Below are 22,933 nucleotides of genomic sequence, written 5' to 3'. Positions count from 1 at the left end.
CAACTCGTTTCAATATAATATTCAATCAATTATGATAATTATATATCAATAGAGTGTACTCTATTGATACAAGTGTAATAGATTGATAAAATCATAGTTAAGAATGTCTCATAAGACTTGTCTCAAAAACGAGGTGATATTTTGCGGAAAATTGGTTATATACGTGTCAGTTCGACTAACCAAAATCCTTCAAGGCAATTTCAACAATTGAACGAAATCGGAGTGGACATTATTTTTGAAGAAAAAGTTTCCGGTGCAACAAAGGATCGCGAGCAACTTCAAAAAATGTTAGAGGACTTACAGGAAGGGGACATTATTTATGTTACAGACTTAACTCGGATCACTCGGAGTACGCAGGACTTATTTGAATTGATTGATTTAATACGGAGGAAAAAGGCAAGCTTAAAATCACTCAAGGATACATGGCTAGATTTATCAGAGGATAATCCATACAGCCAATTCTTAATTACAGTAATGGCTGGTGTGAACCAATTAGAGCGTGATCTTATCCGTATGCGTCAACGTGAAGGGATTGAGCTAGCTAAGAAAGAAGGAAAGTTTAAGGGTCGTTTAAAGAAGTATCATAAAAATCACGCAGGAATGAATTATGCCGTAAAGCTATATAAAGAAGGCGGTATGACTGTAAATCAAATTTGTGAAATTACTAATGTATCTAGGGCTTCATTATATAGAAAGCTATCGGAAGGAAACAAATAGTTTGTCCTGATTCTATCAAAAGGTATATTCTTTTTACCAACATTTTTAGGCATGAAATGTCGGCAATTATTATCTATTTTGTTTTAAAGTAAGTATTGAAAGGGAGTAAACTTATGGATTGGCTTGAAAGAATGAACAATGCGTTAAACTACATTGAAAATAGCCTGGATGAAGAAATAGACTACAAAGAGATTGCAAAAGCAGCTAAGTGTTCTGAGTTTCATTTTTCAAGAATGTTCTCTTCAATCTCAGGTGTATCGCTATCAGAATATATTAGACGAAGACGGTTAACACTTGCAGCATTTGAAATTCAAAAAAGTGATATTCGGATCATTGATGTGGCAATTAAATATGGTTATGTTTCTTCTGATACTTTCTCACGTGCTTTTCAAAAAATGCATGGAGTAACCCCTTCCAATGCTCGTAATAGAGGGGTACAGTTAAAAGCCTTTCCCAGAATTTCCTTTCAAATTTCTATTAAAGGAGATACCGAGATGGACTACAGAATTGAAAACCTTGATTTTGAATTAAGAATTGTTGGAAAAAGTAAACCAGTAAAAACAAGCAGAGCATTTAAAACAATCCCAACGCTTTGGAACACTGCGAAAAAAGATGGATTTATGCAAGAACTAGTAGATATGTCATGGGAAAATCCAAAATGCACGCTTGAAAGCCTTCTGGGGGTTTGCGGAAAAGAAGCAGCCATAACAGATGAAGAGTTTTCCTATTTCATGGGCGTAAGATACGATGGGGAAGCCCCAGCAAATATGGAGACGCTTATAATTCCCGCAAGTACATGGGCGGTTTTTCCGAACATAGTAGATGCATGGAAACGTTTATATTCCGAGTGGGTCCCTACCTCCGAGTATGAACTTGCAAATTTACCTTGTATAGAATGTTATCACGGTCCGAAACATAAACCAAGACATGAACTATGGGTCCCTGTTATCCCAAAGTAATTTACATATTCAATAATAGAAAGCTGTTTATGGAGTACAAAAAATATCCCATTTTCTCAATTTAGTTGAGGGAAATCGGGCTTTTTATATTGCAATTTCCTTATCCATATAAATCCGCATTTTCCTGACGCAACAGCTCGAGATTTGTATGTTGCGCCAAAGAAACAATTCATTGTAGGAAATGTTTCGGAAGAAGAACTAAATTCACTTAAAGAAGAACCACACAATGAAGAGAATAGTAATGATCATGATCATCATCATTAAAAAGGCACTAGTCTTGCAAATAAGAGGTTAAAAATGGAAACTTGTTCAAACTAGCTTGAATTAGCTTGTTTTTTCGAAAATGAGGGCATGCCAAAAAAGACATGACGGTCGCATTTTTTTAAAATTTTCCTTCTTAGTTTCCGTGGATAATCTGCACTGTCTTCAATTTTTTAGGATGTTTCCTTCGTCTGCCTGGTTTTCCTTTTTTCCTTCTTCCTTTTGATGGTTTGGCAGGTTTTCGATCCAAGGCCTGGATAAACCGGTCCCAGCTATCATGCCAATAGAACCTAAGAAGCTTAAGCACCCGCCATGTTGACCGGTTGGTACCTGTCTCAATTTTAATCAGTTCGCTTATGCCATATGCAATCATTGCGAGCCATAGTTGATTCCAAACAGCTGCGGGCTTATGGTTGTAAAGCTTGACGAGTTTAAGGTGCTGTTTCACCCACTTGAAAAAAAGCTCGATTTTCCAACGCATTCTGTAAATTTCAGCCACTTGTTCGGCGGAAAGATCCCTTCGTGTGGTCAGGATTCGAAACTTATTGTCCTTTTCATCCAGGAATTCCACCAGCCTCAGAGGAAATTTTCGGTCATTCTTAATATCGTGGATTTCAACCTCCGCATCTTTAACAATTCGGCTGTTGGAAGGAACCGAGTGCTCCGTGAGGAGTTTGGTCCGTGAATTTCCTTTAATACGAACGACAAAATTGATTTTCCTCTCAATCCAATTATGGAAATGGCTGTAGTTGATATACCCGCGATCCATTACGTAAGTGGCATCCTTATCAACTACTAAATTAATGGAAACTTCCTTATCTGCAACGCCGGTTGTGGAAAGTATGGCATCTTCCGGATAATAAGTTTTTTCATCCAGAACGGCCAATTTCAAGTGGATTTTAACGCCATTTTTGGATTTGGAGGAATACGCCCATTCGCCTGCCTTTTCCGGTAAAGAGATTTCAGTCGAGTCAATTACCGAAAGCCTCCCGGCTTCCATGGTGCTTACCTTTTGTGTGTAATGGCCATCAATCCGGGAGAATAATTTCATGGCTGTATCCTGCAGAAGCCAGGTTGGAAGTTTTTCAAGTTTCCGGTACAGAGTGGAGGAGTGGATTCCCTCAAGTTCTGTCAGTTCCTGCAGTTTATCCTTAGCCTTAAGGTTTTCCTCCAAATCCCAAAGGGAACCTCTTTGGTGAAGAAAAGCTTCTACGAATAAAAGAATGGCTTTACCCGATAACAATTTCTTGGCTCCGTGGTCAAGATAAGGATCTCGAAAATTTTCGAGTTTTAAAAGGCACAAACACTTTTCAACGACAGTAGAATTGGGTAAATGATCAATGAGCATTTTACCATCTCCTAATTGTTGAAGTGTATTAAGGTGTTGCGACCGCCTTAATTGCCTTACTTCTTCAATTAGGAGATTTTTTATTATCTAAACCTTTAATGATCAGGAAATATATACCAAACATTTGCAAAGCTAGTGTTAAAAAGGTATAAAAATCCGGTTTTCAATTGAAGACTGGATTTTTATATGAATATTTATTTATCGATAAATAAAGTTGATTTTTAATTCCAAATAATGTATTAAAATAGTTTTTATATAAAAAAAAGGGTGAACCCGATGTGTAGAAAAGTATAGGTTTAGACATTCTTCTTTCCATGGTTGCGGAAAGAATCGTCAATATCAATGATCTTCAGCGTTTAATGGAATTAGATTTATTACACTTGGACCAAAACCTTGGGAAGGTGACCGTTGCCTATCCTTATTCAGGATTTCCGAAACCAATGTTTAATGGATTGGAAAGTCACCGGATTATTCCATATATGCAATTAATGCCCTTGTTATTCTATCGATTTATGGATAATTCATTAATAAATGGAAATAATACCGTTTAATACCCTAGAAATTCATTTGATTTTATTAGTTCATTCTTTATCGAATCAAAATAAGTTAGTAGGTTGAAACAATGCAAAAACATAAAGCGAATTTTTCACAAGCATTTGTTCTGTTTATGATGAGTATAGGTTTAATGAATCATGTTATGGTAATTCCTATGTTATTAGCTATCTCAAGGAGGGATTCATGGATTTCTGTCCTCTTATCTGGAGTATTCATTCTCGTTTGGTTACTTTTTATTCGATTTATAATGAAAAAATTAGACCACACACATCTGTATTCATGGTTAACTAACCATTTTGGGAATATTATTACAAGAGGATTATGTTTATTAATGTTTATGTTTATCCTCTTATTTATTGGAGTTACCTTAAAGGATATGATTGTATGGACAGTTACATCCTATTTTCCACAAAGTCCTGCGCCTATTTTAGCAATGGTATTTTTAGTTATCTGTTTTTTTGCTGCAACTTCTAATTTTACGACCTTATCTATTTTGTCAGGTTTTTTATTAGTATTTGTTGTTGCTTTGGGCTTTTTCGTTATGAGTCTTAATGTTCCGCATAAGGATTATTCTCAAATATTTCCTATCCTTGAGAATGGATTGACACCCGTTATTAAAGGAACCGTCTATAGTTTAGGTTCTCTGCTAGAAGTGACTTTAATATTTTTAATTCAACATAAATTAAAAGTGAATATCAAGTCACGGAGTTTTATTATGCTCGGTTTAGTGTTGATAGGCTTAACGCTTGGACCTTTATTGGGTTCTATTGCTATTTTTGGACCTGAAGAGGCTGCTAATCAGAGGTATCCTGCTTACGAAGAATGGAGATTATTGAAGATAGGAAAGTATATCGAACATGTAGATTTCTTTTCAGTTTACCAATGGTTATCAGGTGGATTTATTAGGATAAGTTTTGGTTTATATATGATTGGACAATTATTTTCATTTAATAACGAGAAAAAAAGGAAGGTCTTAATAGGAATCAGTTCACTAATTTCACTTATCGCTGTTCTTCTACCTATTAGTGATATCGAATTTGTTCGTTTTTTACAGAATGTTTATTTTCATTTATCTTTTTTATTTTTACTTTTCTTTACTGTAGTATTAGGATTTTTAGTTTTTCTAAAAAGAGGAAAGGAGAGATAAACCTTGAGAAGAGGGAATCAAAATAAAAAAATTGACGGTAATGGAAAATATTCTATCTATAAACCTAATCCAACGTTAAATGAGGAAAAAATACGTTCAACATATCAAGATAGTGAAGATGTTAAAGTTGTTCTCCATAAAATTGGAAGTGAAGAAAAAGATTTTGAGACCTTTTTCATTTATTGCGAAAGTTTAGTGGACAAAAAACAAATAAATCAGATTGTTATTCCACAATTAGAAAAAATAGCTCAAAAACATAAATATCTTTTCTTAAAAGAAGAAATTGATAAGTATCAACAAGAACTAGAGTGGACACCTTTAGAAGTGGAAGAAGGATTAGAGTCTATCTCTTTGGAAATATTTAACGGAAATTTAGTTCTGTATTTTCCTAAGTCGCTTACCTATTTTTCTGTCAGTGCTTCAAATAAACCAAACCGTTCGACCGAACAATCTAATTACGAAATATCCGTTCGTGGGCCGAGAGACAATTTTATTGAAGATATTTCAACAAACGTGGCACTTATTCGTAAAAGATTAAGACATCCCACTTTGTCTTATCAAACATTAACGTTAGGTAAACGAACTCAAACTCAAATAGGATTATTATATTTAAAAGATTTAGTTAATTTAGAGATTCTTAATAACATTCGAGAATGTCTAGCGTTAATTGAAATTGATGGCGTAATTAGTTCAACTCAAATACAAGAGTTGATATCGAAACAATCTTTATCTATTTTTCCTCTTTGTGGTGATACAGCTAGACCTGATTTTTCTGTGGAATGCTTATTGCAAGGTAGAGTAGTGATTATAATTGATGGGTCCCCTATTGTTATTATCGCTCCTGTTACTATTACTTTTTTAATAAAAGCAGCAGAAGATTCCCACTTTAATTTTATAACTGTGTCATTTGCGCGCTTTTATAGGTGGATAGGGTTTCTTTTAGCTGTATTCTTACCTGGATTTTGGATGGCATTACTTGCTTATCACCAAGATCAAATTCCTTTCCCTCTTCTTGCGACTGTGACTGTTGCAAGATCAGGTCTACCATTTCCAGCACCACTAGAGCTTATGATTGTTTTATTTCTTTTTGAGATGTTCCGTGAAGCCGGTCAAAGATTACCTTCCCCCCTTGGTCAAACCCTTTCAGTGGTAGGCGGACTAATCATTGGGGATGCAGCAATCCGTTCGGGTTTTATTTCCCCTTCTGTCATTGTTATTACTGCTTTATCTGCTATTGCGGGGTATACTCTAGTAAACCAACTATTAGCAGGAGCAGTATCCATACTCAGGGGCTTTGTACTAGTATGTTCAATTTTGATGGGGTTATATGGATTTATACTTGCCGGATTTGTAATCTTTCTTTATACCTCAAGATTGCGTTCCTTTGGAATCCCTTACTTAGCTTTAGTTTTCCCAAAATCTAGTTCAGATTTTTTCAAGGCATTATTTCGCTTACCGTGGAGAAGTTATGGACATAGAGTTGGTTATCTCCGAACCAATGATAGTTCTAAAACGGACGAAGGAGAAGGAAAACAGTGAAGCTGCACAAAATAAAACTAATAATTATGATGCTTATCACTAGTGCAATGTTATCTGGATGTTGGAATATTAAAGAAGTTCAAGATATTTATTATGTTGCAGCTCTTGGTATAGATTTTAAAGAAGGAAAATATATAGCTTATGCTCAGTTACTTGACTTTTCTAACGTTGCTAAGTTAGAGGGGGCTAGACCTGATAAACAACCACCCGTGTGGATAGGAAGAGGTGAAGGTATTACCATTACGGAAGCATTAAATCAATTATATAAAGACGCTCAACAAAGCCTTTTTTGGGGACATGTTTCTACGCTAGTGTTGAGTGAACAACTCCTAAAAGAAGATATTAAAGATTCAATCGATTTTATTAATCGTTACCGAGAAATACGCTATAATATTCTCTTATACGCTACAAAGGAACCCATTGATGATATACTTAAAACAAAAGCCTTTCTTACATTATCGGGGTTGTCTACCATTCTCCATGAACCAAAGGAAAGTTATAAACAACGATCTTACATACAACCTAAACAATTTTATCAATTTATTAGAGATAGTGATCCGATGGGGCAAACTGCTTATATCCCATCACTTAAAATTTCAACAGAAAATTGGAAAGAAGAATCCAAAAAAGCACCATTATTAAGAATTGATGGAGCATTTTTTGTAAGAAATAATCGCCTAGAAGGCTGGCTTTCTGAGACTGATTTAAACGGTCTAAGATGGATGGATGAAAAAACCGTTCGATCTCCTGTGTGGATTATTGAGAATGATAGCGCTGTTGTTTCCGTAGTGATAGAGAAACCTAAGATTACAATTTCCCCTATTATGAGTAGTAAGCCCATACTTTTTAATATTCGAGTTGAGGTTCAAGCTGGAATAAATGAGAAGATCAAGGAAATTAGTGATAAAGAGTTGATTACAAAAACTGAAGATATTATCAAATTAGAAATTCTAAAATCCTTTGAAAAAGGAATAGAAATAAATGCAGATATCTACAAATTAGGTGAATCATTATACCGTCAGAATCCAAGAAAATGGAAAGAAGAAGTAAAAACAGACTCGTTTTACTTAAATGAACACAGTATAAAGAATTTAAAAGTTAAAGTTAATTTAGTTAACTCCGGAAAGTTGAAGTACCAAGATGGATCCTAATATTAATTCAAACGGTACTTATAGTTTTTTAAAAAGGCCTAAGCTCTTGCAACACCGAGAAATTAGGCTTTTTTATATTGAATTCCTTAACGTTGTAAATCCGCATTTTCCTGACGCTACCCCAAATGTAGCAGAAAGGGAGAGAAATCTCCCTTTTTTTGGTTAAAAGTGTATACATTGTATACACCAGATGTTATATTTTGTATACAATGTATACAGGAGGAGTTAATATGAAAAAGGCAACCCGGAAGATCGTTGAGAAGTTTCCCATGCTGGAAGAAAGATTGAATGATTATGAAAACCTTTTTCTGTCTGAACAATCCCTTATGCAGCTGGATGAAGTACAAGCTACTTTCCTTAAGTTAGCCTGGTTTTTTGAAGCTCCCGACAAAGAAGAGTTTGATTTGGGGCATCTGTATAAACGGTTGGATAATGATTGGCTGGAATTTGCTCTTGAATTGATAACAGATTATTTTCGAGAAGATACCTATTTGATAAAACATCCGTCCTATTGTCTGATTAAAAACGGATCTGAATATTTAAGTCTAAGTCAATTTGCTGATTATTTAACGCAGAAAGGGCTTAATTATGGCAGGCAAAAGCTCAATCTTTACTTTGAACGCGGAAAAGTCCCTAAACCAGATCTATTTGTCGGTGGAGTTAAATATTGGTCCTTGAGATCTGTGGAAAATTATTGTGAAGAAGAAAAAGTACGATTGGGAATATAAACAAGGAGGAGAAGGATGATCAAATCAAAAAGCCTCTTTACAGGAGGACTTTTTTGATTTAGTCGGTTTGAATTTTAACAGCTTTTACATTTAACTGTTTTCTTCCGGCTATGTGATCATCTTTTTTACGATCATAAAAGCTTTTTGGGTAATAAAAGCTTGAATCAGCGTCTTTATCAACCCCTAAGTGCAAATAAGTATTATCTTGGTGACTATAGAGAATAATATCTACATCGAGGTTAGTATTAAGATTTTCTGCAGAAAAAACGATTACACTAGGGGAATGAACAATTTGATATATAAACGGCAGGTATAACATGCGGTTCCGTTTAGATTTAAACCACACTTTGTTTGTGGTCTTTAAAAAGTCAAAAGAGACTGTACCATCCTTTAGCTTCCTATATCCCTTTTCACCTGAATAATCGTATTTGTTCTTTAATTTTTGAACGACGTAATGAATTCCAAGTAAATGACATAGATCTTTTTCATGAAAACGTAAATTTACCAAAGGTCTTTCTTCATCATCCAATTCAAAAGTGAAGAGACGGTCACATAAATGTTCTTTATAAAATTGCTGTATTGTTTGAAGGGTTATATCTTTTTCTAAAGGCTTTGACTGCAAAGAGAGTAAATCCGTTACTGATAACATTAGTATGATTCCCCTAAAATAAAAATTAACCTTGGTAAATGTTTACCAAGGTTAATTATACTATACTTTGCTCTCGCTGAAATTTTAAATTAAAAATGTGGACGGCATCAGGAAGGAATCCCTGAGCTGGATATATCGAGGTATCTTTAACGTCCCCCAAGCGGGAATGTAGGGCCACACACCTACATAGGAGTTAGTAACTAACCACACTTATAGTATACCCGAGTGCAACATAATAAACAAGGGTGTGCACTCATTTCTTTAGCTTTTGCGTACACTTTCCGGCATTTTATAACTTAATTCTGCTTCAATTTAAAATATAGCTTTGCGGAGAAGGTTGAATCCTTCTCCTTTTTTGCATGAAGCAAAAGATACGTCTGCGTAGTTAAGTTGTCATTTGTTTAGTCAGATCAGGTTGTACTTAATAAATAATCTAGGGCTTCTAGAACTCTTTTTTGGGGCGGGCTGCACTACAAGCTGTAAGAAAGGGAAGAGCGCCCTTTCTTACAGCCTGTACGTGTCGCTGTGCTACTAAATGGCCCGATAACCACGGCTTGTACGGCTCATGCCTCGCCTACATTCCGTAGGTTCCTGTTCCATTTGCCTGCGGCCGTACCCCACGAGCCGAAGATCTGAAAACCCCGAGACCTTAAAACCCTAAAAAACAAAGCGGAAAGCAGCCCGCCGGCTGCTATTAAATGAGGATTTTGCCCTTTGCCTTCCGAATCGTACAATCACGCAATCCGAACTAACCTTGCAGCAACCGGAGCCACCTAGGCTTCGCCCTCCCATTGCTGCAAGGTAAGTCGGATAGAGAAGCAGTCAAGGGGCAAAAAACTTTTTTGTTACATACGCTGCGCAACACAAAAAACTTTTCCGCTAAGAGCTCCCTTGACTCCTTCTCTATGCTCATTGTTCGTTTCTCCTGTCAAAGGGGCAAAATCCTTCCCTTTGGGAAAGGAAACGCTTCAGAAGGCAAAGAACAAAAGGAGGAACAGACAATGCCAAAAACAAAAGAGAAGAACTTAGAAGGAAAAAAGAACGTATATGAAATGATTACAGAAAGAATCATTGAGCAGTTAGAGGAGGGTGTCATCCCTTGGCGTAAGCCGTGGATCAATGGAGGAGCTGTTAACTGGAAAACCCAAAAACCATACAGGGGAATCAATACCTTTCTTTTACAATCCGGAGAATATGCAACGTTTAAGCAAATTAAGGAAGCCGGGGGGAAGGTTAAAAAGGGAGAAAAATCGCATATTGTTGTATTCTGGAAATGGTTAGAGAAAGAGAATGAAGAAAACGGGGAAATCGAAAAAATCCCGTACCTGCTATACTATCGGGTATTTGAAATTAATTCGCAGGTAGAAGGGTTGGAAAGTAAAAGAAAAGAAGTATCATTTAATCACGATCCAATTGAAAAAGCTGAAGAAATATACAAAGGATATCTAAACTGCCCGGATTACACCTTTTATTCTGGAAGGGCCGTCTACTATCCAACACTCGATAAAATTAACTGCCCACCCATTAAGGACTTTGTGAAAGCTGAAGAATATTACAGCACTCTATTTCATGAAATGATCCATAGTACAGGCCATAAAAGCAGGCTTGCCCGTTCCGGAGTAACTACAGCGAGTGTAGCATTTGGGGATGAAGTTTATTCCAAAGAAGAATTAGTAGCAGAATTGGGAGCATCAATGCTTTGTGGAGTAGCAGGAATTGATAACAGCACGATTGAAAATAGCGCGAGTTACATCAACTCTTGGCTTCGCTCTTTAAAGGATGATAGCCGACTTGTCGTTCAAGCAGCTGCACAAGCTCAAAAAGCCTCAGACTATATTTTAGGTGAAGGAGAAAAGGACGAAGAATAAGAGAGTAATAACATACAATATCGCAAGCACAAGGCAAGCCGCCTTTCTTTCAGGAAAGGCGGCCCCGTTAAAGGAGAAGGGAAGCGAGGAGGTATTCACATGGATAAACAAAGTGTTATAACATGTCCGTATTGTGGCAGTGAGTTGATGCAGCATGGTTCAAAATATTATTGTGATTTTTGCATTATGGTATTAGGGGGGCACCAGGTGCAACGGGATCATCAGCCCCTTTCAGTCAGAGTGCGTGACTTTGCGCTGGATGCTTATCTGGAGAAAACCACACCGGAGTTAATGAGACTTTCAACATTTGAAATGCTCAGTCTTCTCAAGTATGCACGCACAGAGAGAACTAATATATATAACTACATGAATATATTTTATAAGGCCCGGAAACACGGAGAGTTAGACGATTATCGGGAAACAGAAGAAGAAACAGGGGTAAATTATGAAAGAATAACACGCAAAATGTTTGTTCTTGAAAATCTAATTCGGCAGCGATTAGGGTATGTGCCCCGTCGTATTACTGATGCTTATTTAGCCCGGTATTTAGAAGAAATGAAAAGGGATAAGAATAAGCCGATGACTATTCGACAGGAGCGCCAGGCTGATTTAAAGGACAGGGAACCTGTTTCTAAAGGGGCCACTGATTCCGTAAAGTAAGAGAACTCTTTGTGCTTGAGTATTGTATGTTATAAAAGGTCCCCTCCGAAGGCGTTAGATAGCCAGGTCTTCTTTATCTGTTTGTTAAGAATGTTTTAAAAATGCCTAATACAGGCTTGTCCTCAATTCCACAAAGTGAATATGAAGCGGACGGAAGTTTTCGAAAGTTGATTCAGAAATACAGAACGATTGATTTATTGATATTGGACGAATGGCTTCTGACGGAGCTTTCTCAAGACCAGGTGCTCCACCTCTTGGAGATTGTGGAAGCGAGACTGAAGAGAACGTCAACTATCTTCTGTTAACAGTTTGCTCCCGAAGGGTGGCATTCCAAGCTTGGGCAGGCACAAGTGGCTGATGCAATACTGGACCGGATAGTGCACGATTCCTACAAGATTCTTATTGATGGGAATATGTCCATGCGCGAACGGCACAGTTTAGTGGCCACACGTTAATTAAGTAACAAGAGAGCCGCTGGTTAATATAGGTCAGCGGCTCTCTAATATGCATTCATTGGCCACATAATCCGCAAATAGTGGCTCAAAACTCCGCACAAGTGGCTTTTCGTTTCGCAATACTCAACAAATGCATGCGTTTATCTTTGTTATTACATTTTCAATGTTAAATACCCATAAATAGGATGATTAAGAGGGAGAAACTCTTAAAACTTTGGGATAATATCCGAAAAATGGGAAAAATATTAGTCCTTTCAGGAAATACAATCATCTTATTTTATAAAGGTAGGGGTGTAAAAGAAATTGAAGTTGAGAAAAGAAAAAATGAAAAGTTATAAGAGCTATTGCTGTCAACGAGAAATAGAAGAAATGATGGGGATATGGAAAAGGGGTTATTATCGAAAAAATGGAGCTATACGTCAAAAATAATTTAGATTTAAATTTCCCAAAAATCATTGAATAAAAAAATTCTCCATAAAGCAAAATAAAAGAGTAAAAAAAATTCAAGGAGGAAATTATCATGACAGTAATAAATGACGTTAAAACAGCTCTAGCAGGATTGAAAAGTGCTCAAGCAAGTTTTGAAACATTTGCTCTTGGTACAGATAATCAACAAGCTAAGCAACTTTACCAAGATGCAGCTAAGCAAACCCAATCCGTTGTAGACAGCATTGAACCACGTGTTCAACAAATCGAACAAGAAGAACCTCAATACAAACAACAGTAATTAGTAAGGCGAAAAAAGGTTGGCCTCTTAACCAACCTTTTTTCAGCTGTTCAAATAATGAAAAAAAATGGAGGTGATTTTTTTGAAAGATAAAATAACCACATTGAAAAACCTACTTTTTATTATAATGGTCATTGGTTTCGCATCAGGATGTAATGGTAATCAAAATGAATTTGGTATTTCACAAGTACATACAAGTAAGCCAATTGATCAATCCGTTGCCAATCATGCGAAAGAAAAGATAATTGCCAAGGAAGATATTACAGACGTAAAAGCTGTGAATACTGATAAAGAGCTTATGGCAGCGATTAAAGTTGAGAATTTTGATCGATTTCGATTAAAGAGTATCGAGAAGTCAGTAAAATCCGACTTAGAAAAAAAATATCCCGACTATAAAGTTTTTGTTTCGACTGATAAAAAAATATTCTGGGAGCTTGAAAAGGTCGAGCAAAGACTGAAAAAAAACGATATGAATAAGAAGAACTTAAAAAATGATTTGAACAAACTGAAAAGTCTTATGAAGGAACAAACCTAAAGAGGAAGGATCGAGTTATGTCTAACAATCAAAAGAAACAACTTACTCCTGTGCAACAGGAATATCAAAAATTGCAAAAACAACGAGAGATCAAAAGACCGGTTGTTAAAAATTGTATTAAGGCCTTTTTAACCGGTGGACTTATTTGTTTGATTGGTCAGCTTATTTCAGACTTTTACATTTATTATTTCGATTTTACTGAGCAAACGGCCGGAAATCCGACGGTGGGTACGTTAATTTTTATTACAATGCTTCTTACTGGTTTTGGCGTATATGATCGAATGGCCCAATTTGGTGGGGCTGGAACAGCTGTACCTGTAACAGGTTTTGGCAATGCGGTTATATCGCCTGCCATTGAGCATCGAACCGAAGGATTTGTACTGGGCGTAGGTGGCAACATGTTTAAATTAGCGGGGGCGGTTATTTTATTTGGTGTTTTTTCTGCTTTTGTCATTGCCTTAATTAAAACCACTTTAATCCAGTGGGGTGGTTTATAATGCTAGCAGGTCATCGTACATGGATCTTCGAACAAAAGCCTGTCATTATCTCCACTGGAACCGTTGGTGGACCATTTGAAGCCAATGGTGCTATCCAAGATGATTTCGATACTCTTCATGCTGATTTATGGCTTGGGCAGGATTCCTATGAGAAAGCACATAAAATCCTTTTTGAAGAGGCTTGCCAAAAAGCCATGGAAAAAGGGGGCATACAAAAGGATCAAGTTCAATTTATCCTAGCTGGGGACTTAATCAATCAAATCACCCCAACAAGTTTCGCTAGCAGAACGATTGGAGCGCCTTATTTTGGCTTATTCGGTGCTTGCTCTACCTCGATGGAAGGACTGGCTCTAGGTGCTTATATTGTAAATACAAAAGGAGCGAAATATTTGTTAACAGGAGCTTCCAGTCATGATACAGCTGTTGAAAAACAATTTCGGTATCCAACTGAGTATGGTGGACAAAAGCCACCTACGGCACAATGGACGGTTACTGGTGCAGGTGCAGCCCTATTAAGTGATTCTGGGGAAGGACCTCATGTCACATCTGCCACAATTGGTCGTGTAATCGATATGGGATTGACAGATCCATTTAACATGGGAGGAGCTATGGCGCCAGCTGCGGTTGATACCATTGAAGCCCATTTAAAGGAACGAAATGTTGAGCCATCTTATTACGATTTAATTGTAACCGGTGACCTTGGCCAAATCGGACAGGAAGTGTCCATGGATCTATTTAAAAAGCATGGAACTCCTATTAGTGAAGAACAATACCAAGATTGTGGCCTTATGATTTATCGGGAAGGACAACCCGTTCTTGCAGGAGCAAGCGGTGCAGGCTGTTCAGCAACGGTAGTTTATGGGCATTTATTAAACCGCATGAAAAAAGGTGAATTTAAACGAATGTTAGTTGTGGCTACAGGTGCTTTGCTTTCACCGTTGTCCTTTCAGCAAAATGAAACAATTCCTTGTATCGCCCATGCAGTGTCAATTGAATACGGAGGTGAACAATTAACATGATCTATTTTTGGGCTTTTGTCGTAGGCGGTTTAATTTGTATCATTGGGCAAATTATGTTTGATGTATTTAAATTGACACCAGGTCATACCTTAAGTGCTCTTGTAGTGATTGGGGCGCTTTTAGATGGATTTGGACTATACGAGCCTTTGATTGATTTTGCTGGGGCAGGGGCTACCGTTCCGATTACAAGTTTTGGGAATTCGCTTGTTCATGGTGCGATGCAGGAAGCAGAAAAACATGGGTTAGTTGGTGTACTGACAGGAATGTTTGAAGTAACTAGTTCTGGTATTTCAGCTGCCATTGTTTTCGGCATGATAGGAGCTTTAATTTTTAAGCCAAAAGGATAAGGAGAATTAGGATGACAGTAGGATCAGATGTTAAACAGTGTTTTGCCAGTCTAAAAGGGGTAGAAGCAAGTCTCTCAAGTTTAGCATTACGGACTCTTGATGATGAATCGAAGCGAACTTTGCATGAGGCTATGATGGTAGTACACGAAGTAACAAAAGATTTAAAAAAAAGAGTAGGAGAACTAGAAGGAGAGGAACTTCAGTACAAAGGTTTCTAGAAAAACTATATTTACAGGGGGTGTAAGCAGTGCCTGAATGGTTAGATATAGCTGTACGCTCAGCATTATTTGTTGCTGTTTTATTTTTCATTACAAAATGGTTAGGGAAAAAGCAAATTTCAGAACTATCTTTCTTTGAATATGTCACCGGTATGTGTATTGGAAGTATTGGTGCAGAAGTGGCTATGGGACTTGAACGGAACATTTTTCACGGAATTATTGGAATTGTCATTTTTGCGGCTATTCCCTTTTTCACTGGTTTAATTTCATTAAAAAGTAAACGTTTTCGCAATTTTATAGAAGGAAAAGCAACTGTATTTATCAAAGATGGGAAGATTATGGAAGATAATTTAAAAAAGGAAAGATATACGACAGATGAACTGTTAGAGCTACTTCGCAGGAAGGATGTCTTTCAAGTCTCTGATGTAGAATTTGCTGTTTTAGAGGCAACAGGTGATTTATCTGTGATGCTAAAGAAAGAAAATCAACCTTTAACAGCAAAGGATATAAACTTGAAGGTTGCTTCAATCAAGGAGCCTCAGACCATTATTATGGATGGTGCAATAATGGATGAACCACTAGCCACGATTGGACGAAGTCGGGCTTGGCTACATACTGAATTAGAAAAACTAGGGGTAACGATTGAAAATGTATTTCTTGGACAGGTTAATTCTTACGGAGAGTTAACGATTGATCTGTTTGACGATAAATTACAAGTCGCACCCCCTCAAGAAAGACCCTTAATTCTTTCAACCTTGAAAAAATGTCAAGCAGACTTAGAACTATTTGCTCTTGGAACGGAATCAAAAGAGGCCAAACAAATGTATAGGTTAAACAGTGAAAAATTACAAGAAGCCATTGATAAAGTGACCGCTATTTTAAAAGGATAAGGATTTAGCTTAGATTCATACATGACGAAAAAAAGATACCATTTTTAATTGGAAAAAGTTTAAAAACCTTAGTCCAATTTCGGACTAAGGTGAATTTTTTTACGAGGTGTTAGAAGTGTCTATTTTTTTAGTTAAAGTTATTTTTATCTACATTGTGTTTATTGTAGCAGTAAAAATTTTAGGGAAATCAGCTCTAGCCCAACTTACCCCTCATGATTTTGGAGCGATTCTTTTTTTATCTTATTTAGCTTTTGGTTCTATTAAAGTAACGGAGTGATGGAGGGGATTATTGGAATCATTGTAATAACATGAATTCATCTATTTATATCAAAGTTAAGTTTATTAAATAAGTTAAACCCTTTTATTATCGGAAAACCGACTATTCTAATTAAACACGGGAAAATTATCTATCGAAATTTAAAGGAAAGTAGATATCCTTTACCTGAGCTGTTGTCTAATTTAAGAACATCAGGATATCCGGATATTCACGATATTGAATATGCGATTTTGGAAGCAACAGGTGAAATTAGCATTTTTCCAAGAAAAGAATTAGTTCCTATTACTCCAAAAGATTTACATATGAAAGTGGAATACCGCGGATTACCCATAGCCGTTGTCATTGAAGGGAAAGTGCAAAAGCGTAATTTAAAATTAATCAACAAAAATGAAAAGTGGTTAAAGGAAGAACTAAAGGCAAAGGGATATCTTCAAATCAAAGATATTTTTATGCTGCTGTTAGAGATACCGATCATTCATTAACCATTAACAAAAAAGATGTTAACGACTAATTTTAAGACGATTTCCTCCCAATATAAATTAATGTTTTCTCTTATTTACTCCTTATTGCATTTACCACTTTCATTTTCCAAATTTATAAAAAATTATACCTATATTTAGGAATTTACCAGATGGTAATTTTCAAAATCACTAAGTCTCTAGTTAGGACAGTGCCCAGATCATTACTCCTTTCTTGATGTCAGAACTTTCCCAACCTTAATTCTCTTTTTTTCGTTCTTAATATCTTATACAAGTTCTTATAAAGGTAGTCCATAATATATAACAGACAATCCCTTCATATTCCATACGTATACTGGTTACATAGTTTGTACATATTAAGAGAAACAGAAGGAGGGATTCCAGTTGGAGTGGATTTTTTATCTATACCTGTTAAATACGTTCTTTATCTTATTCATAGCAATTTGGGAAGTTCGTCGGCCTGCCAAGGCTTTGAATTGGATAATAATCGTCCTTTTTTTACCTGTCATTGGTTTCTGGCTATATCTTAGCATATCAAACCCTAAGTTTATTCATCGAAAAAGATTGACCTGTTCTAAAAATGAATCTAACAAATTACCTGAGACATTCGGTGCTTCAGCATCGGTAATTGCCAATGCTTTACGGCATTTCACTGTGAATGGGCTTCGAATGGGCCAAGTCCAAGTGTTTAACAATGGGATAGCAAAATATGATCAACTCCTTGTATCCCTGCAAAAAGCCCAAGAAACCATTGATCTGGAATATTTCATCTATCGGAACGACCAAATTGGTAATCGAATCACAGAACTGCTAATCGAAAAAGCATTAAATGGAGTGCAGGTTCGTTTTATGAGAGATAGCTTGGGGAGTTATAAATTCCCGCGTGAAAAAATCCGGCAGATGGTTGAAGCAGGGATAGAATGCAGGACAATATTTCCTCTGCGATTTCCCTGGATTTTGTCCAATTGGAATTATCGGGATCATTGTAAGATTGTGACGATTGACAGAAAGGAATCCTTTACTGGCGGTATGAACGTTGGGTATGAATATACAGGATTAAAGCCAGACGTAGGATTTTGGAGGGACACTCATTTGCAAATTATAGGGGAAGCAACAGGCGACTTGCAGACTGTTTTTGATGTTCATTGGGAAATCGCTGTGCCGGAAAGAATAAAATCAAAAACAAATTTGAAAACAAAATCAGAGGTAACGAAAATCAATTCAATCGGCAGAGCAGATCATTCCAAATGGTCAGCCGAATTGGGATCAGAGTTGAGCACCCTTGATGATAAAGAAATGGACATATCCGGAAAAACTAGGACATTGCATAAAGCGTATATCCATACGTTGGAAGGAAACCCTGGAATTCCTACCCCAGTCATTCGGCAAGCTTACTTTATAGGTATAACACAGGCGATCAAGACTATTGATTTAACAACACCCTATTTTGTACCAGAAACGGATATTATCATGGCATTAAAGACAGCAGTAACTCGTGGTGTCCGTGTAAGATTGCTGGTTCCTCGCCACAATAATCAAAAAATCGTGGGTCTTGCAAGCCGTACTTATTACGGAGAACTTATAGAAGCTGGAGTTCAAATCTACCAGTACGACAAAGGAATGATACATGCGAAGGTGTTGATCATCGATGAGGAGATTGCAGAAGTAGGCTCAGCAAACTATGATATGAGAAGTTTTCGCCTGAATTATGAGGTGTGTCAAGTCGTGTACAGTGCTGATGTGGCAAGGGAACTCACAGAGCAGTTCGAGAGGGATCTTACTGATTCTGTACCATTAAGAATTGAAGACTTGTTGCAACGATCCCTGACCGAGCGCATTGTTGAACAGGGTGCTCGCGTGCTTTCTCCATTATTATAAGTTGATGTATCCTGTTTTTATTGTTCTATGTTAAATCTAGATTTAAAAAATTTCATTGTTTTTAAAATATTTCTGATTCATTTGAAAAGAGTCGAAAACCCGTGTTAGAAGAACTTTCAATATGGTTTTTTTTACGATGGAAATTCATTACTAAAAAACGGTAATACTAAACAGGCAGCTCAAAGTGTTTGAATTCAAAAATATCTGTTACTTTTTAATTTAAATATAAGGGATGATATCAATAGATAATATATTTGATAAGGAAATACGTTTATTAGAGGATAAACTGTACCTTTTAGAATTAAATAATTGGCTAAAGAATGAATTTTTAACTTGGGAATGGTGGATATTAGTTGGTTTTTTAGTTGTACCTTGGATTATATGGTCTAAACTCGTTAAACGAGACATTATTTTAGAAATTTTGTTGTTTGGTACCATAATTATCATAACAACAACCTTATTAGATGTAGTTGGTGCACAATACAGTTTTTGGGATTACCCCATTGCATTCCTACCTTTTATTCCCAGGGCCTTTCCTTTTGATTTTTCAATGGTACCTGTAGCTTACATGTTGTTATATCAATATTTTAGAACATGGAAATCTTTTATTTTAGCCCAGATCATTGTGGCACTAACATATGCCTATATAGGTGAACCCTTTTGCGAGTGGGTCAAACTTGTTAATTATTTAGAGTGGAGATACAGATATTCATTCATATATTACATCATTGTTGGAATTGTAACTCGAGCTTTAATACTAAAACTAGCCTCTTTATCTAAACCTCAAGATCTTACAACTAAGTAAAATTTAAATTGGAGGAAAAAACTTTGGAAGAAGTTAATATTGGTTTACTGACGATCAAAGTCATCGTTGGTTTTGCAACTTTATTTTTTATCATTATCATAACAGGCAGAACATCCATCTATCAGTTAACCCCGTTTCACTTAGTTTTTGTGTTAGTACTGGGAGATTTTTTAGGAAATAACATTTATGAAGATAAGGTAGGGATTTTTCATTTTTTATATGCCATCGGATTGTGGACGTTTCTTATGTTGGGAATAGAGTTTATGACTCTAAAAAATAAATCGACACGTTCTCTCTTATTAGGCAATCCTAACATCATCATTCGAGATGGTGTTATGGACAGAAAGTTACTTACAAAGAACAAATTGGATGTAAATCAAGTATTGAGTATACTCCGTCAAAATAATGTCTTTTCAGTTCGCGAAGTCAAATACGGTATATTGGAAGCTAATGGGCAAATAAGTTTATTATTAAAATCCAAGTATCAAAAACCAGACAAGCAAGATCTCAATCTTCCAGAAAGTCCAGTAGACCTCCCAACATCGTTAATTATAGATGGGGAAATTTTATGGGATAATTTACATGAACTCGGATTTGATCAACAGTGGTTAGATAACCAATTAACTACCAATGGATATGATAATGTAAAGCGTATACTTTACGCAGATTGGCGAGAGAGTGAAGGCATACATGTAAGTCCTAAATAAAATTTGTTAGGATAAGAGCACATCAATTTTCTTGGTGAATATAAACTTTAGTCTTCAACAATCAGGCGCTTTAATGAAGTAACTAAAGCCTAATTTTTCACTTATAACACCGAGAAATTAGACTTTTTATATTTTGGTTTCCTTAACGTTGTAAATCCGCATTTTCCTGACGCTACCCCAGTTAGTAGCTTTTCGCTGGTATTTTATATTTGTAGAAAGAAAATTTAAAATTGCTGGAGCATATAAAAGGCTTCGCCATTCTGGCGCAGCCCTTTATATATATTAATGTGTACATTAATGTTAATGTAATTATATATATCACAGAAAAAGAACTTAGTATTTATATGTCTTTTAAAGCTAAATTCTTTGTGAGATTTCCTATGAAAGGCTATACAATACATGCAAGATTAAGAATGCAGGTACACTCTCGTTAAGGATGTTTTGAGCCAAAAAGAGTTTGGTAATTTAAGCAGAATCACTTCATTTGGAATTATTACATTCCATTAAAAGTATTTCGTGTTATGCCAATGTGTGTTTATCTTTTTTTGGAAGTAGATTAGCAGCAATAAACTCTTTCCGCAATGATTCATTTACGATCCTGGACTTTGCCCCGCGTCCACCCTTTTTGGCGAGTGACTGGAGAACTTCATAAACATCAGGCTCGAAATAGATTCCGGAATTGATTAGTGTGTCAGATTTCTTTTTTGTCTTTTTCCCGGATACTAGCTCACTCAGCAAGCTTCCATCTTCATTATTATTTACATGTACATTATTGTTAATGTTAATGGTATCATTAACATCAACCTTTTTATTCTCTTCCTCAATTGGAGCAGGACCCATAAGACTTCCACGTGGGTCTCTCCTTTTAGTATTTTGAATCTTACTTTTGATATCATCTGCTCTAGACACGTTGCAACAACTCCTTATAAAATTCTTGATATTGATCCAGTGCCTGATTAAGCTCTTTGTTATCAAAAAGCCCTTCTAATGAGATTCTCCCTGTGGAAGCTTTCCTTCTGATGACTACATCAAAGCATAACTCTGGATATTCCTCTCCAATGACCTCAACAAACGCTTTTGAGTCTGCGCGCCTTACATCATTCATGGTGCGGAGTATCCCGGCCACCTTTAGTTTTGGATTGATGTTCTGCTGGCTAAATTCGACCGTTTCCAGAAATCGAGGGATTGCGTTAAATGCCCACTTGGAGCTTTCAGCCAATACTACAACATAATCAGAGGCACAGATGGCATTGACCATTGGTTCTGATAGCGATGGAGGCGTATCAATGATAATATAATCATATTTATCTCGTACCTGATCCAACAGCTCACGTAGAGCGAGCGATTGATTTCTTCCTTTCCATTCGGTGTAAAGAAACTTGGCTAAAGTTGCCAGATAATCATCTGAAGGCAGCACATGGAGATTTTCAGTCACTTTATATATGTACGGTTCTACTTCTCCGTCTTCGATTGCCTCCAGTACAGTGCTTCCTTCAAAATAAGTATCGTCGTGCTGCGTGAGTAAATTGGAAAGGTTGCTCTGTGAATCCATATCTACCCCAAGGACCTTATAGCCATCCTCTGCCAACAAGTAGCAAAGCGTTCCAGCTGTGGTCGTTTTTCCGACCCCGCCCTTTTGAAGCCCGATTGTTATTATCTTGGCCATATTATTCCACCTCTAATCGTTTTATAAACATTTACATATATATTAACATATATATGAGTATGTGTTGCAAATAAAATCTTAAATCTGTAGTATATACCTTCTAATCTATTAATGTATATATATATATTTACATATTTATTAATAGGTTTGTAAAATGTAACATTAAAAAAGATAGATAGTTTAACACGGTAGTACAAACCTTCTAACCTGTGAACATCAACTAAAATTATTTACATTTACATTAATATATACATTGGTGTTTATGTAAAGGTAATCATAAAAAAACACACAGGTTAAATTTGTAGTATATCCTTCTAATATATCAATATTAATATTTATATAAATATTAATATACACATACATATATACGTGTATGTGTGATTTGGTAATGAAAAAAAGTTTAAATCGATATTATTGCCTTCTAATTTTTAAATAAAAACATATTAATTTTATATACATACATATAATTATATACATAAATATTTATATGAACAATTATATATACATTAACATATATATATTTATGTTCAAATAAGGGAGAATAAAAAAAGACAGATTGTATGAATCTGCCCTTGGTTGTTTTGTATTCAAAGTTGGCTTCCTAATACAATAAAATTGGAAGTGTATGGCTTGTCATTGAAAGCCACAAATAAGCTTTGCATTCCTATACTAGCCCTTTAGAAAGGCCAATGGACTAAAGGTATTCTAAACGGTTTAATACGGGTATCAGTTCCTATTGTTTTCGGAACCCCTTCCGAAAAGATTGCGAGAACCTTTTGTTAATCTTAAAAATATCGTATTCCTAGAAGTCTTTTAAATGATTTTGGGAATACCTTTATCTCAGAGATACA

22 protein-coding genes and 2 pseudogenes are annotated in these 22,933 nt (G+C 36.1%); 20 read left to right on the top strand and 4 right to left on the bottom strand.

Annotation, left to right across the window (positions count from 1 at the left end):
- Positions 1-141 precede the first annotated feature (141 nt).
- Entirely contained in the window at positions 142-717 is a 576-nt protein-coding gene (locus ABU165_RS22095) for a recombinase family protein (protein WP_318060975.1), read from the top strand.
- Positions 718-830: 113 nt separating this feature from the next.
- Positions 831-1,676, top strand: a complete 846-nt coding sequence (locus ABU165_RS22090) for an AraC family transcriptional regulator (RefSeq protein ID WP_047957217.1) — start codon at positions 831-833, stop codon at positions 1,674-1,676.
- Between the two features lie 397 nt (positions 1,677-2,073).
- Here the strand turns inward: ABU165_RS22090 and ABU165_RS22085 are convergent, their stop codons facing one another.
- Positions 2,074-3,285, bottom strand: coding sequence for an IS4 family transposase (locus ABU165_RS22085; RefSeq protein ID WP_318060974.1), 1,212 nt, complete (start codon positions 3,283-3,285; stop codon positions 2,074-2,076).
- A gap of 622 nt (positions 3,286-3,907) precedes the next feature.
- Here ABU165_RS22085 and ABU165_RS22080 point away from each other — a divergent pair.
- The 4 genes from ABU165_RS22080 (at position 3,908) to ABU165_RS22065 (ending at position 8,405) form a co-directional block, all read left to right on the top strand.
- Positions 3,908-4,987 (top strand): endospore germination permease, encoded by a 1,080-nt coding sequence (locus ABU165_RS22080; RefSeq protein WP_318060973.1) that lies wholly within the window; start codon positions 3,908-3,910, stop codon positions 4,985-4,987.
- 3 nt (positions 4,988-4,990) lie between these two features.
- Positions 4,991-6,526: a spore germination protein gene (locus ABU165_RS22075; RefSeq protein WP_318060972.1), complete on the top strand. Its 1,536-nt coding sequence runs from the start codon at positions 4,991-4,993 to the stop codon at positions 6,524-6,526.
- Positions 6,523-7,677 carry a Ger(x)C family spore germination protein gene (locus tag ABU165_RS22070; RefSeq protein WP_318060971.1) on the top strand — a complete coding sequence of 385 codons (1,155 nt, stop codon included), beginning with the start codon at positions 6,523-6,525 and terminating at the stop codon, positions 7,675-7,677. Before ABU165_RS22075 ends, ABU165_RS22070 begins: the two co-directional genes overlap by 4 nt.
- A 230-nt stretch (positions 7,678-7,907) precedes the next feature.
- Positions 7,908-8,405 (top strand): hypothetical protein, encoded by a 498-nt coding sequence (locus ABU165_RS22065; protein ID WP_318060970.1) that lies wholly within the window; start codon positions 7,908-7,910, stop codon positions 8,403-8,405.
- 58 nt (positions 8,406-8,463) lie between these two features.
- Here ABU165_RS22065 and ABU165_RS22060 read toward each other — a convergent pair whose 3' ends face one another.
- On the bottom strand, positions 8,464-9,054 hold the full coding sequence (locus ABU165_RS22060) for a PBECR4 domain-containing protein (RefSeq protein WP_318060969.1): 591 nt from the start codon (positions 9,052-9,054) through the stop codon (positions 8,464-8,466).
- 1,001 nt (positions 9,055-10,055) lie between these two features.
- On the opposite strand from ABU165_RS22060, the gene ABU165_RS22055 reads away from it, so the two are divergent.
- The 14 genes and pseudogenes from ABU165_RS22055 (at position 10,056) to ABU165_RS21990 (ending at position 20,416) form a co-directional block, all read left to right on the top strand.
- Positions 10,056-10,922 carry an ArdC family protein gene (locus ABU165_RS22055; RefSeq protein WP_318060968.1) on the top strand — a complete coding sequence of 289 codons (867 nt, stop codon included), beginning with the start codon at positions 10,056-10,058 and terminating at the stop codon, positions 10,920-10,922.
- Between the two features lie 99 nt (positions 10,923-11,021).
- Entirely contained in the window at positions 11,022-11,582 is a 561-nt protein-coding gene (locus ABU165_RS22050) for a hypothetical protein (protein ID WP_318060967.1), read from the top strand.
- A gap of 143 nt (positions 11,583-11,725) precedes the next feature.
- Positions 11,726-12,037 (top strand): annotated as a pseudogene (locus tag ABU165_RS22045) (ATP-binding protein); the annotation flags it as partial.
- Positions 12,038-12,557: 520 nt separating this feature from the next.
- Positions 12,558-12,764 (top strand): DUF1657 domain-containing protein, encoded by a 207-nt coding sequence (locus ABU165_RS22040; RefSeq protein WP_009336488.1) that lies wholly within the window; start codon positions 12,558-12,560, stop codon positions 12,762-12,764.
- An 82-nt stretch (positions 12,765-12,846) separates the two neighbouring features.
- Positions 12,847-13,299 carry a YhcN/YlaJ family sporulation lipoprotein gene (locus ABU165_RS22035; protein WP_318060966.1) on the top strand — a complete coding sequence of 151 codons (453 nt, stop codon included), beginning with the start codon at positions 12,847-12,849 and terminating at the stop codon, positions 13,297-13,299.
- Between the two features lie 17 nt (positions 13,300-13,316).
- Positions 13,317-13,796 (top strand): stage V sporulation protein AC, encoded by a 480-nt coding sequence (gene spoVAC, locus ABU165_RS22030; RefSeq protein ID WP_009336486.1) that lies wholly within the window; start codon positions 13,317-13,319, stop codon positions 13,794-13,796.
- A complete protein-coding gene (gene spoVAD / locus ABU165_RS22025) occupies positions 13,796-14,815 on the top strand; it encodes a stage V sporulation protein AD (protein WP_306010623.1) in 1,020 nt (339 codons plus the stop codon). Before spoVAC ends, spoVAD begins: the two co-directional genes overlap by 1 nt.
- A complete protein-coding gene (gene spoVAE, locus ABU165_RS22020; RefSeq protein WP_098797242.1) occupies positions 14,812-15,162 on the top strand; it encodes a stage V sporulation protein AE in 351 nt (116 codons plus the stop codon). The genes spoVAD and spoVAE overlap by 4 nt, the downstream gene beginning before the upstream one ends.
- A gap of 11 nt (positions 15,163-15,173) precedes the next feature.
- Positions 15,174-15,380: a DUF1657 domain-containing protein gene (locus ABU165_RS22015; protein WP_009336483.1), complete on the top strand. Its 207-nt coding sequence runs from the start codon at positions 15,174-15,176 to the stop codon at positions 15,378-15,380.
- A 29-nt stretch (positions 15,381-15,409) separates the two neighbouring features.
- Positions 15,410-16,270 carry a DUF421 domain-containing protein gene (locus ABU165_RS22010; protein WP_318060964.1) on the top strand — a complete coding sequence of 287 codons (861 nt, stop codon included), beginning with the start codon at positions 15,410-15,412 and terminating at the stop codon, positions 16,268-16,270.
- A 115-nt stretch (positions 16,271-16,385) separates the two neighbouring features.
- Positions 16,386-17,058: pseudogene (locus ABU165_RS22005) on the top strand (DUF421 domain-containing protein).
- Between the two features lie 352 nt (positions 17,059-17,410).
- Entirely contained in the window at positions 17,411-18,904 is a 1,494-nt protein-coding gene (locus tag ABU165_RS22000) for a phospholipase D-like domain-containing protein (RefSeq protein ID WP_318060963.1), read from the top strand.
- A gap of 232 nt (positions 18,905-19,136) precedes the next feature.
- On the top strand, positions 19,137-19,709 hold the full coding sequence (locus ABU165_RS21995; RefSeq protein WP_318060962.1) for a CBO0543 family protein: 573 nt from the start codon (positions 19,137-19,139) through the stop codon (positions 19,707-19,709).
- Between the two features lie 23 nt (positions 19,710-19,732).
- Positions 19,733-20,416 carry a DUF421 domain-containing protein gene (locus ABU165_RS21990; RefSeq protein WP_101552371.1) on the top strand — a complete coding sequence of 228 codons (684 nt, stop codon included), beginning with the start codon at positions 19,733-19,735 and terminating at the stop codon, positions 20,414-20,416.
- 519 nt (positions 20,417-20,935) lie between these two features.
- On the opposite strand, the gene ABU165_RS21985 is transcribed toward ABU165_RS21990, so the two are convergent.
- Entirely contained in the window at positions 20,936-21,325 is a 390-nt protein-coding gene (locus tag ABU165_RS21985) for a hypothetical protein (protein ID WP_318060961.1), read from the bottom strand.
- On the bottom strand, positions 21,318-22,082 hold the full coding sequence (locus ABU165_RS21980) for a ParA family protein (RefSeq protein ID WP_318060960.1): 765 nt from the start codon (positions 22,080-22,082) through the stop codon (positions 21,318-21,320). Before ABU165_RS21980 ends, ABU165_RS21985 begins: the two co-directional genes overlap by 8 nt.
- Positions 22,083-22,933: the final 851 nt, after the last annotated feature.

It is taken from the genome of Cytobacillus sp. T106 (assembly GCF_040492155.1).
Classification (GTDB): domain Bacteria; phylum Bacillota; class Bacilli; order Bacillales; family Cytobacillaceae; genus Bacillus_AB; species Bacillus_AB infantis.
This window is presented reverse-complemented; position numbering and strand designations above follow the sequence as displayed.